This is a genomic window from Bacillus sp. S/N-304-OC-R1, from assembly GCF_019749375.1.
Lineage (GTDB): Bacteria > Bacillota > Bacilli > Bacillales > Cytobacillaceae > Cytobacillus.
The window spans coordinates 14,688-26,678 of sequence record NZ_JACWFE010000016.1 but is presented as its reverse complement, the minus strand read 5'-3'; the positions used below and the strand labels follow the sequence as shown (position 1 = coordinate 26,678).

General features: G+C 34.5%; 13 protein-coding genes. 6 read left to right on the top strand and 7 right to left on the bottom strand.

The genetic code is table 11. The annotated features are described in order from the left end of the window. Window positions 1-59 precede the first annotated feature (59 nt). Window positions 60-1,055 carry an ABC transporter substrate-binding protein gene (locus tag H0173_RS13410; RefSeq protein WP_221847028.1) on the top strand — a complete coding sequence of 332 codons (996 nt, stop codon included), beginning with the start codon at window positions 60-62 and terminating at the stop codon, window positions 1,053-1,055. 113 nt (window positions 1,056-1,168) lie between these two features. On the opposite strand, the gene H0173_RS13405 is transcribed toward H0173_RS13410, so the two are convergent. Beyond that, window positions 1,169-1,477, bottom strand: coding sequence for a CotD family spore coat protein (locus H0173_RS13405; RefSeq protein WP_221847027.1), 309 nt, complete (start codon window positions 1,475-1,477; stop codon window positions 1,169-1,171). A gap of 264 nt (window positions 1,478-1,741) precedes the next feature. Here H0173_RS13405 and H0173_RS13400 point away from each other — a divergent pair, with 264 nt between their 5' ends. Further along, a complete protein-coding gene (locus tag H0173_RS13400) occupies window positions 1,742-1,960 on the top strand; it encodes a YheE family protein (protein WP_221847026.1) in 219 nt (72 codons plus the stop codon). A 109-nt stretch (window positions 1,961-2,069) separates the two neighbouring features. Here H0173_RS13400 and pstA read toward each other — a convergent pair whose 3' ends face one another. The 4 genes from pstA to H0173_RS13380 are packed head-to-tail and all read right to left on the bottom strand — an operon-like array spanning window position 2,070 to window position 6,591. Continuing rightward, window positions 2,070-2,948, bottom strand: a complete 879-nt coding sequence (pstA, locus tag H0173_RS13395) for a phosphate ABC transporter permease PstA (protein WP_221847025.1) — start codon at window positions 2,946-2,948, stop codon at window positions 2,070-2,072. Between the two features lie 3 nt (window positions 2,949-2,951). After that, on the bottom strand, window positions 2,952-3,875 hold the full coding sequence (gene pstC, locus H0173_RS13390) for a phosphate ABC transporter permease subunit PstC (RefSeq protein ID WP_221847024.1): 924 nt from the start codon (window positions 3,873-3,875) through the stop codon (window positions 2,952-2,954). A gap of 57 nt (window positions 3,876-3,932) precedes the next feature. Beyond that, entirely contained in the window at window positions 3,933-4,796 is an 864-nt protein-coding gene (locus tag H0173_RS13385; protein ID WP_221847023.1) for a phosphate ABC transporter substrate-binding protein, read from the bottom strand. Window positions 4,797-4,809: 13 nt separating this feature from the next. Further along, entirely contained in the window at window positions 4,810-6,591 is a 1,782-nt protein-coding gene (locus H0173_RS13380) for a stalk domain-containing protein (protein WP_221847022.1), read from the bottom strand. 344 nt (window positions 6,592-6,935) lie between these two features. On the opposite strand from H0173_RS13380, the gene H0173_RS13375 reads away from it, so the two are divergent. Both H0173_RS13375 and H0173_RS13370 read left to right on the top strand, forming a co-directional pair. Next, window positions 6,936-7,529: a 3'-5' exonuclease gene (locus H0173_RS13375; RefSeq protein ID WP_313770642.1), complete on the top strand. Its 594-nt coding sequence runs from the start codon at window positions 6,936-6,938 to the stop codon at window positions 7,527-7,529. A gap of 77 nt (window positions 7,530-7,606) precedes the next feature. Continuing rightward, window positions 7,607-8,005, top strand: a complete 399-nt coding sequence (locus H0173_RS13370) for a cytidine deaminase (protein ID WP_221847021.1) — start codon at window positions 7,607-7,609, stop codon at window positions 8,003-8,005. A gap of 189 nt (window positions 8,006-8,194) precedes the next feature. Here the strand turns inward: H0173_RS13370 and H0173_RS13365 are convergent, their stop codons facing one another. Then, window positions 8,195-8,728 (bottom strand): GNAT family N-acetyltransferase, encoded by a 534-nt coding sequence (locus H0173_RS13365; protein WP_221847020.1) that lies wholly within the window; start codon window positions 8,726-8,728, stop codon window positions 8,195-8,197. Window positions 8,729-8,866: 138 nt separating this feature from the next. Here H0173_RS13365 and H0173_RS13360 point away from each other — a divergent pair, with 138 nt between their 5' ends. Continuing rightward, window positions 8,867-9,226, top strand: a complete 360-nt coding sequence (locus H0173_RS13360; RefSeq protein ID WP_221847019.1) for a winged helix-turn-helix transcriptional regulator — start codon at window positions 8,867-8,869, stop codon at window positions 9,224-9,226. A 577-nt stretch (window positions 9,227-9,803) separates the two neighbouring features. Here H0173_RS13360 and H0173_RS13355 read toward each other — a convergent pair. Next, window positions 9,804-10,562: an SDR family NAD(P)-dependent oxidoreductase gene (locus H0173_RS13355; protein ID WP_221847018.1), complete on the bottom strand. Its 759-nt coding sequence runs from the start codon at window positions 10,560-10,562 to the stop codon at window positions 9,804-9,806. Between the two features lie 144 nt (window positions 10,563-10,706). On the opposite strand from H0173_RS13355, the gene H0173_RS13350 reads away from it, so the two are divergent. Beyond that, entirely contained in the window at window positions 10,707-11,966 is a 1,260-nt protein-coding gene (locus H0173_RS13350; RefSeq protein ID WP_260631175.1) for a helix-turn-helix domain-containing protein, read from the top strand. Window positions 11,967-11,991: the final 25 nt, after the last annotated feature.

The following is an 11,991-nucleotide window of genomic DNA, read 5'->3' as shown; positions in this document are numbered from 1 at the left end:
TATGTTATTAGCAACAATTTAACCGTGATCAATCAACATTTAAAGAAGGGAATATTGATATGGGAAAAATTAGGAAAGTAGCATTATTATGTGTGTGGATGCTAGTGGTTATGCTAGTTGGATGCAGTCCAACTTCAAGTAAAACAACAACCAGTGGATTGGAAGAAGAACAGGCTATAAATTACGAAGAATTATCACTTGATAACTATGGAAGAAAAGTAGTTTTCAATCAAAAGCCAAAAAAAGTATTAACATTTGGACCTAATTGTACAGAGTTATTTATAGCATTAGGTCTTTCCGATTATATAATTGGCAATAGCCTCGATAATCATAGTAGAGGGGCATTACCTGAATATAAAGAAGACTATGCAAGGATTCCGGAATTAACGTATGGCTCTGCCACTAGAGAGGCTGTTATTACGAGTGGTGCTGATTTTATCTACGGAATTGATTGGCAATTTGGCGGGGATGGCTTAGATGTTAAGGAACTAGAAAGCTTTGGAATTACCTCTTATATTAATAGCGCTTCAACGTTAGATGAAATCTTTCAAGAAATACTTGATATCGGCAAGATATTCCAAATTGAGGAAGTAGCAGCAGCTTATGTGGTTGATCAAAAAGCACGAATTGCGAAGATTCAAGAGGAAATTTCAGGCCAAGATGCAGTAAAAGTATTAATATACGATAGTGGTGGAGATGGAGTTTTCACAGCAGGTGGAACGAACTTTGAAACATTATTACTTGAATACGCCGGGGGAAAGAATATTTTTGACGATATCGTTGATAAACAATGGATAACTGTAAGCTATGAAGAAGTATTAGCAAGAAAGCCAGATGTAATCGTAATTCACGATTATGATTCCCCATCATTAGAACAAAAAATAAAAGACATCAAAAATGATCCAGCTCTCTCTCAACTAGAATGCGTTAAAAATGATCAATTCATCTCCATCCCTTTAGAAAGTGTATTACCCGGTAATAGAATGGCCCATACAATAGAATCATTAGCGAATGGCCTGAAGGACGGTTCTCTTGCTTCTTTAAACAAGAAATAAAAACATAAGGGAAGCCGATATTTTACAAAGAAGGCGTGTCGAAGCAGGAAATAAAGAGATTGATCATATGTTGACAATAAAATCCCCCTAAAATACAAGGGGGATTTACAATATTAGAAAAAACATCCAAATGGTCTTATTGGTGGGCAACAAGGATTATAAGGCACTCCACATATTATATGCTGTTCATTACATAGGTTTACTACAGATTCAGTATGAGGGAAATAGTGCTTATGAGTAATCATCTGCCTGTTAACGGTAGTGTTATGAGAAGGGTGAATATGTGAAACTTCAGTATTGAATAGATTTGTACTAACAAATTGTTTGGTTGGTGAAATTAATCCTGGATCGTATTGCGTAGGAAATGCTTGTGGTGGGCAATATTGTGGAGCACATTGTTGACCCCAGTATTGATTATACATATAATCTCCTCCATTTCTATATTTCTAAAATAGCTTATGATGGGGCATAAACATTTGTCCTAGTGCAAACACCTAATTAACAAGATATTTTTTTTGAACATGGCGTTTTAGCTACATTTTCTTTTGCAGTTGTTATCACGGTATCATTTAATCAAATTTTAATGTTCTTATTAGGTTTATCTCATTTTAGGCATCTATTATTATAAACAAGCAACAAGACAACAACTTATGAGAAGACATTAAAAATGTGGGAGGCTGGTTACTTTGTTAACTAATATTAATATAGAAAAAACTTTATTTAGAAATCAATTCAATGAAAGATATCAGTTTGTATTAAGTTATAATGGAAATGATTTTAGAGGTCTTTATCGTAATGGAGAGATTACCTGGTTTAATCCTCAGCCTTTAAATTACCTTAATGAATTACATTTAGACAAAGTCGAATCTAAAGTGCATAAAAAAATGAAAAACACGTTGCATTAAATCATATTTAGAAGGCGAAAAACAATGATGCCGGTCCCCCAGTAGGGTAATACTTTAATTTGCTAGGGGACTGGGAGCTTTTCTGGCACCTTTTTTAGGTTCTTCACTGTTATTTATTTTTTAACCAAATCGGGATTCTAATAAAAGAGCTTAGTATCAGAATCATGATGACTAGTACGGCAGCGGATTTATCTGCTATTTCTCTTGCATCCTCAACAAGTGCTTCAGATTGAACATACCATAAGTGAACAGGTAATGTTCCTCCTTGTGAAAATAGGTTAAGATCCCACATTTCTCCTGATGAACTTGTACCACCAACGAGAAGGATAACAGCTGATTCACCAAAAGCTCTACACGAAGCAAGGCTAATCCCTGTTAGTATTCCGGATATCGCAGCTGGAATGACAACTTTGATGATTGTGGCTGATTTAGTTGCACCTAATGCGTAGGAGGCTTCTCTTAATTCATCTGGCACCGCTTGAATAGCTTCTTCCGTAACACGAGTGAGGATTGGAAGATTTAATAATGAGAGTGCCACAGCCGCTCCAATAATAGTTAATCCAATTTGAAAGACATCGACAAAAAGTACATAACCAAAAAGGCCAAAAACAATAGAAGGAACGGAAGCTAATCCTTCAACGCATGTTCTGATGAATTCTGTTAATCGATTATCCGGTGCGTATTCAGCTAAATAAATCCCAGAACCAATTCCTATTGGGATGGAAATGACCATGGCTATAATTAATACATATAATGAATTGAATAGAAAGGGGCCAATGCCACCACCTGATTCGATTTCACTAGGAAGGCCAATAAGGAAACTTAAAGAAATTCCAGAAAGGCCTTTGGATAATATACGAAATAATAGCAGTCCAATAACAGCTAGTACTAAACACACAATTGTCCAAAGAAGAATTGTAAAAAATTTATTTAGTATAATGTTTTTTGTTTGTTTTCTCTTAGAATATTTAAATGTAAGCTCGCTCATCACTTAAACCCCACTTGTTCTAATTCTTCTAATTAGTAAGATCATGAACATTGATATCATTAAAAGTAAAAAAGCCATCATATAAAGGGCATAGTTCCAAGTAGATTCATATTGAACGTCCAAAATTTGCATAACGATATTACTAGTTAGCACTGAAGTAGGGGTTAATAGATCAGACGGTAATTGCGCAGTATTTCCGATCACCATGACAACAGCCATTGTTTCGCCCAAGGCACGAGCCATACCTAGTATAATAGCTGTTAAAATACCAGGTTTTGCTGCTGGTAAAATAATCTTAAAAACTGTTTGCAGACGTGTGCTGCCAAGGGCATAGCTTGCTTCCCTTAACTGAGAGGGCACTGCAGATAATGCATCATCACTAATTCGTGTTATTGTTGGCAAAACCATTAAGGTTAGTACAAGAGAAGCGGCTAGAATGCCATCACCCATAATAGAACCAGTCAAATCTCTTAATATAGGAATAAGAATCGTTAATCCTAAATAACCGTAAATAATTGAAGGAATTCCCACTAACAGATCAAGTACTGGCCTCAAAATGCGCTTGAACCATTCGGGGGCTATTTCAACGATAAAAATAGCCATGGTAAGTGAAAGTGGTACAGCGAATAACATAGTTAACACAGTAAGGATAATCGTACCGATAATAAAAATGGCTGCACCAAATTTTTCTTCATATGGTTCCCATACTGTAGAAAAAAAGAATTCTGTGATCGAGACATCTTTAAATACAAGCAACCCAGTTTTTCCAATAAAGATAATGATCGCTAATAGGACAACGCCTAAAAGTAAAGCACTAATTAAACAGACACATTTAAACAAAAAACTATATTTTCTTTTGGATTGATGATTGATTTGATTTCTTAATTGAAACGGGCGACTTTGAAGTTCATGTTCTATTTTCGCCATAAATCCTCCTATAATTAAGTCAATGCCAGCCTGTAATAAGGGCTGGCATTGTTATTCTTATTTCATTTGGCTAATAGAAATAAATTTTAGTGTTTTTACAGAACCGTTTTGGAACTTACTAGATTGCATAAACTTGATAAATTCAGCATCTGCCCCTTTAGGTTCACCTTTTGTTAATAAGTAACCATATCCCCAAACAGGATATTTGCCTTTAATAACATTATCAATCGTAGCGGGTACACCGTTATAGCTAATAGACTTTACATTTCCTTTTACGTAAGCCAAGTCAACGTAACCGATAGCATTCGGATTTGATTCGACAGCAGATAGCATTTCACCGCTTTTTCCTACTTCTTTATAATTCCCTTTTGTCATAAAACTAGAATTATTTAGAGCTTTCATTTGGTAGTTAACACGTGTTCCTGATCCGTGTTTGCGATTAACAACAACTATTTCTGCGTCTTTTCCGCCAACTTCCTTCCAGTTTTTGATTTTTCCGCCATAAATATCTTGAAGCTGTTTAGCTGTTAAATTTTGTACAGTGTTTGATTTATGGACAATCGTAGCGAACGGTATGACGGCAATTTTATGTGCTTTTAATTCGGTAAAAGCATCAAACCCTGCCACAGCAGTAGTTGCATCCCAATCACTCGCTCCTATTGTAGCGGAGCCTTTCATGACGGATTGTGGCCCAGCGATCGAAGACGATCCGGATACAGAAATAGAAACTTTAGGATTTGCTTTTTTAAATTCTTTTGCTGCTTGCTGTGTAAGAGGAAGCAGCGCAGTTGAACCAGCAATGACAATTTTTCCTGATACTTTGGAAGCGGCGTCTGCTTTAGTTGTTAGACCTCCTAGTGATAAGCCTACTGTCGCAACAATTGCCATCGTCGCGATCGAAAATCGTTTAATCAAGTTCATTATATTCGCTCCTTTATTTTGTTAATGGTTCAAAGCTTCCGTTACTTAATACCATGATTTTTTCTCCATTCTCGCCTGGAGTTGTAACTGCAATGGATTTGCCGTCATTAGAAACAGAGAATGAAGTTAATACTAATTTTGTTTGCGCAATCTCTATTAATTTTTTGCTAGCCACATCTACTTCGCTAATCATAAACATTCCATTGCTTTCTGCTGTTAAAATCATAATCTTGCCTTGAGCTGTAACAACTGATGAAATGATATCTTTATTAGACACAAGGGAAGTTGATTGATTTTTAGAATCCACTTGATAAAGAATGGGAAGTTTATTTCCTTCGATATCATAGCTTGTAAAAATAATATTTCCGTTTTTCAAAAATGAAGGGAACACCTTATTATCTTTTGAATTCGTGATTTGGATTGGCTTAATCTCAGAGTCTTCTAAAGGAAGAACATATAATTGAGCTTCTGTATCAGTTAAATCAATTCCATCAACATCAGTGTTTTTATCATCGGAATATTTTGTTGTCCCTTCTTTTCCAACTGAATAAAGTAGTTTCTTACCATCAGGGGATAATCTTAAGTCTGATTTATAAGCAAATGAATCCTGGTACACTTTTGAAATAGAACCATCATGAATATTAATAGAAGAAATCTTGTCACTTTTGTCTCCGTGTATAAAGAAGATTTTCGTTCCATCAGGTGACCAGACGAACTCAAATTTAGCGGCATCGTCTTCTTCATTTAATACATTAACTTTATATGTTGATAAATCGATAAGGGAAACGAAGCCTGATTCATCTGAAAAAACCGCTCGTTCGCCATTTGGTGAGACAGTAATCTCCGCGATCCCAAGCTTTTTCAATATATTCTTAGCCTTTGTGCTAATCAGATATGTACTACTATCAGTTTCCGTTTCATTCGTCACCATTAAAGTAGAAGAATTAATCCATTGTGGATTGTAGGTATCACCACCTAATAGACCCTGAGTAGAAACGAAAATTCCGCTAGATAAAGTTAGTAAATCTCCGTCAAATGCTGTTACAAGATCCTTTAAGTCTGCATAGATCGTTCCGTTTACATTAATAGGGAGAGTATTTCCTTTGATAGATTTTCCATTTTTAATAATCGTATTTTGGTCAAGTTTAAAAGTGACGTTTTGATTTTTCTTCGATAAAATTACTTGATTGTTTTGATCTAATTTTATAGAAAGAGAAAAAGCTTTTGCTAGATCACGAACAGAGTATAATTCTTTTCCATTCCATTTCATTTTATCCACTTTCGATAATTCACCATTGATATTCAATTTTGCTGTTTCAAATTTAATTAATCCATTCGTTGAAATAAAGAGGTTTTTGCCAATGAATAGATCTCCTCCTAAAGCTTGAATAAATGGTTTTGGATCTACATATACACTTTTTCCTACAAGCTTAGTTGGAACAGACAGTGTAACTTTTTTATTATTAGTAACCGCAATGTTTGAATCAGCTTTTAAAATTATAGAAATGCGCTGCTTTCCATTTTCTTTCGTAAAAATATAGCTTTTAGTCTTTTGGTCATATGTAGCTTTTGCAGAAAAGAAGTGTGCTAATGTCGTAGCAGAATAAAGTTTTTTCTTATTTAAAACGATAAATTCAATCATTTTTTCTTGCCCATTAACAAGTGTTTTTTCTTTTAGTACGATTTGCTTTTGCTGTACTGCTGCAGCGCTAACTTCATTTGTTGTAACTGGAATGGATACACTGCCAACGAGTACTGTTGAAGCAATAATCATACTTGAAAAATGACGCTTCATTTTCTTTCCTCCATCTCTAGTATTAAAGTAATTTACTAAACAATTAAAAAAAATGAATTGAATTCAAGATCTATGTTCCACCACCTTCAAATGCCGTTAATTTGATTTTTATTATAGGTAACATTTGTTAATTTAGTTAATTAGTAGAGTAAATTTTGTGAATTGTTTGTATTAATTGTGTAAAAAATTGGATTTAGAACGAGTTCTGCCAAATCTTGCAAATCTGTGACTTTTTATTGAAAAGGAAGGAGTTTTGTGAAAATTATAGAAACCTCTTTATTAGCATATTTCTATCTAATGGGGATAGAATTAATTGCTCTAAAGTCATGGGGGAAGCAGGTGTAGTGGAATTGAAAGATTTTATCGCATTTGATTTTGAAACAGCGAATCGTTTCAGGCATAGTATTTGTTCGGTTGGAATGGTTTTTGTAGAGAATGGAAGAATTGTAGATTCTATATATGAATTAATTAATCCCGAAGAGGAATTTGATGCGTTTAATATTCGCATTCATGGAATTACCGATAGGGATGTACAAAACGCAATGACGTTTGATCACTTTTATCAAAAGATTAAGAATAAAATTGGAAATAAATTAATGGTAGCTCATAATCTATCATTTGATGGTTATGCCTTACGTGATAATTTAGCTCGATATAAAGTAACCCCTAGTTATAATCAATTTCTTTGTACATATCAATTATCAAGAAAAATCATCCCTGGCTTATCAACCTATCAGCTTAAGGCACTATGTCAGCATTTTGGGATTAATTTAGCGAATCATCACCATGCTTTAGATGATGCTGAAGCTTGTGCTCGAATCATGTTAAAACTAATTGATAACTATGACATTACAGATTTTGATGTTCTGTATTTTAAAACACGAATTAAGCCTGGGGAATTTTTTGAAGGACAATATCGTTCATCTTTAGTAAAATAATTCCATGGATAAGCACCTAGTGTTATTAGTAAAAGAAACTTGGGAAAACACAATATTCATAGGAAGGAATGTATAATATGAATAAAGAACAATTAATGGAAAGTGCACGTGGGATGAAGGAAAGGGCTTATGTCCCTTATTCGAAATTTCCAGTGGGAGTAGCATTATTACTAAAAGATGGCACTGTTATTAATGGAGTAAACGTGGAAAATGTTTCATTAGGTGCAACAAATTGTGCAGAGAGAACGGCTATTTTCACCGCAGTATCAAATGGATATAAAAAAGGAGATTTCCAAGCTATAGCTGTAGCAGGTGATACCGTAGATTTCCTTCCGCCTTGTAGTATTTGCAGACAGGTTCTGGCAGAATTCTGTTTACCAGACATGCCAGTTTATTTGACTAATGAGAAGAAAGAGATATTAGAATTGACTTTAAAGGATTTATTACCTTTTGCTTTCACAGATTTAGATATGTAATGTCTTCTTTTAATAGAAGAAGTATCAATTAGGGAAAAACAGGAACGATTGGTTCTCACCTTTTCCCTAATTGTAGTGGTGTTAAGAATTATATAAAAAGTGGCTAGTCGATAAAATTCATTTAAACCTAGGAACCGTTATCCAGTTCTCTTTATAGTTTTTCATTTATCTCTTATATAACTTACTGCCTCATTTTTGAGTATTCCTTAACACGGTGATAAATCCGTCAAGTATTTGGTGACTAATGTTGAAGCCTTTATTTTGATAGAATGTCAGTGCATGATCGTTCCCGTTTGAAACATAAATAAACAAATCAGTAATGGACTTAAAGGAATGTAGCCACTCTATAGACATATTGAATAAAGCAGAACCGATCCCCATATTACGATATCCCTCTTTAATATAAAACTGAGAAAGACACCCAACATCGTCATTTTTTACAGAATCCATATCAAAAAAGGTAGCAAATTCATTTGAATATACTTCCTTTGGAGAAATATTGCTGTACACATACCCTACAATTTCATGTCCATCCTTAGCTATAACGATATAATTATTTTTTGCGTTCTTGAAAGAAGGAATGAGTCTAGTTTCAAAACTCATGTTATCGAACAGCTCTGGACGAATAAATGATTTAGATTTTTGATAGGTCATTAATTCATTGCATAAATCCTTAATACAAAAAATGCGATCATCAGAAATAACTTCATATGTAATACTCATCATAATCACCCTTTCTTAAAAAATGAAAAATATGGTTATTTAACCAGATTTGAAATGATTATATCAGTTACAATGATATTAACAAGTATGCAATATTTTCTGTTTAGGGAAGGAAAAACTGAGTATTGGAGTGATTGAATGAATGAACAAAAATGGTATAAAAATCGATATGATGACTGCCCCTTAACATATGCTTTAAACATGATCGGTGGAAAGTGGAGATTACCGATTATTTGGGCGTTAAGCAAAAATGGAACGATGAGATATAACGAATTAAAGCGCAGTATTGACGGAATTACTAATATGATGCTTACCCAGTCACTAAAGGAATTGGAATTAGATGGTATAATCAATCGTGAGCAATTTATGGAAATTCCACCTAGAGTAGAGTATTCCTTGACGGATCATGGTGAAGATTTGATACCATCACTTAAAACCCTTGCGAACTGGGGAAAAAATATGAAAAATCGTGAAACAATTGAAGTGAATAATAAATAATTAGTATCGATTCGCATTCAGACATAAATAAGTGGGATTTTTTGTATGCTTGCATATGAAGCTATTATTGGGATTGGCAATGAATTACTCTCAAAAGTAGGGAAAAAGTTTGTGATTCCAGCAAAAATAATTGGAAAGTCGCTGATATAATCTAGAAGTAGCCGATATAATCTGGAAGTAGCCGATATAATCAGAAAGTCGCCGATATAATAGGAACGTCGCTGATATAATTAGAAAGTCGCTGATAAATTCGGAAAGTCGCTGATATAATAGGAAAGCCGCCGATATATCGAGAAAGCCGCCGATATAATCGGAAAAGCGCCGATATAATCAGAAAGTCGCTGATAAATCCGGAAATTTCTGATACAAAAGCAATGGGCAAGGGTAAATGGATAGGAGAAAAACTTAGAACACCCAATTTAGTATGCTTGTTCGAGAAAATAGAAAGGAATTTGTTAAGAATGGCTTAAAAGAGAGTCTAGTACCTCATGCCTAATATTACACAAAACCCTCGATAACTCATATGGGAGTCAACGAGGGTTAGGAAGTCTGTATAATCGCTTGATCATTTAATAGCTTATAGAGTTAAGCCACCATCTACAAGTGCAATGGAACCGGTCATATAGCTTGCTTTGTCAGATGCTAAGAAAACAACCATTTCAGCAAGCTCGTTTGGATCAGCATAACGGCCCATTCTCATATTTGAAACCTCATCTGGGAAGTAACCACCTTTTTCAAACTGTTCAGTGACACTAGCTGTTAACGCTGTTTGAACACCGCCTGGGCAAAGGGCATTAATACGAATTCCTTTTTTCGCATATTCTAATGCAGCACCCTTAGTTAAACCAATAACGGCATGTTTACTTGCGGAATATACAGCTACACTATGTTCAGGACGAATTCCTGCAGTTGAAGCAGTGTTAATGATTGAACCGCTTCCTTGGTTCTCCATCACTTTTAACACATATTTCAATCCAAGGAAGACACCTTTCACATTGATGTCCATAATACGTTCATATTCGGATTCTTCAACCGTTGTGAATGGAGCGAACTTTTGGATAATACCTGCATTATTAAAGAAAATATCAATACGTCCATATGTTTCGACGGCTGTATTCACATAGTTTTGCACATCTTCACTTTTCGATACATCGGCTTGAACGAAGATTCCTTCTCCGCCGTGTTCTTTCACAAGCTTTAATGTTTCTTCACCTGTTTCTTTATTAAAATCTACTAAGACAACAGTTGCTCCGTTACTAGCAAGTTTCAAACTGCTTGCTCTTCCAATGCCACTTCCTGCACCAGTGATAACGGCAATTTTATTTGCTAATTCCATGTCCATTTCCCCTTTGTTTAAGATTTCTTACATTAACTATTTTATTGCTGATTAAGAATGAATTATTGTAGTATCTTACGGATAATAGTATTTTTTTAATGTAAAAATAAACAATGAAACCGATTGTAAAAACGGATGGAGTAGATGAAACAGATGGAGATATCAACAGAGGATCTACAATATATTTGCCAGCTAATTTCGGAAGTTCATGGAATACCTGTTTTTTATGTCAATGGATTTGGCGAGTTCGAATACGAGTTTTCAAGAAGTGAGCTACGGAGTAATCCCTATTATATCCCGTTCAAGGAGCAGATAAGTGTATATACTTATGAAGATGATCCAATAGAGTTTCCGATCTTTTTTTCAAATTCAAATTTAAACTTTTTCTTTGTTAATCTTAAAAAATCGAGCCATTTTTTAGGTGCGATTATTGTAGGGCCTGTCCTCGAATCCGAAATATCCGATGAAAATATTACCAAGGTAATGGAAGCTTTTAAAGGAAACGTCAATAAAATAAATCTCATTGAATACTATCAAGCCGTAGCGATTATTGATAATCAAAAACTCTTAGAGATTAGTCTATTAGTGTATTATTTAATTTACCATAAAACATTAGATCAAACGTATGTCATAGAAAACAATAAAGGGTTAGACCTCGAAATAATTGAATCAGAAAAGCTGGAACTTGAGCTTTCAAAAGGGAGAAGGAATTTTATTTTTCATTCCAATCTTTCCTATGAACGAGTTCTGCTTGATTATGTCAAAAACGGCCGTACCGATAAATTAATGGAAATATTCGATTACTCAATTGTGGGTGAGGCAGAATTAGGATTATTGTCGAGACGGAATCGCTTGAGAAGTGAAAAAAACTTAATGATAACGGGAATTGCCCTTGTTTGCAGAGCTGCTATTGAAGGCGGATTAAACGAAGAAACGGCCTTTACGCTAAGTGATTTCTACATTCAACAGATCGAGGAATTAGGGAGCTTAAAAGCAATATTGAAATTAACGGAAGAAGCCATAAGTGATTATACCCATCGTGTACACCAATTAAATAATGAAAAATATTCTTCACCGATAACTGCCTGTATACATTATATTTACAACCATCTATATGGCGACATTACACTTGAACAACTTGCTGAGCTATGTCGATTAAGTCCTAATTACTTGTCATTCCTTTTTAAAAAAGAAGTCGGTATTCCTGTAAGTGAATATATTCAACGGCAACGAGTAGACGAAGCAAAAAAGTTGTTGGCACTAACAAATTATCCGATTTCAGACATCAGTACGTGGCTAAACTTCAACGATCAAAGTTATTTTATAAAAGTCTTTAAAAAATACACAAGCTTAACTCCTAAGCAGTTTAGAAATGATCATTCTTCTGAAAATACATCGACATAATTGAAGGAAATATGAATTTAACATT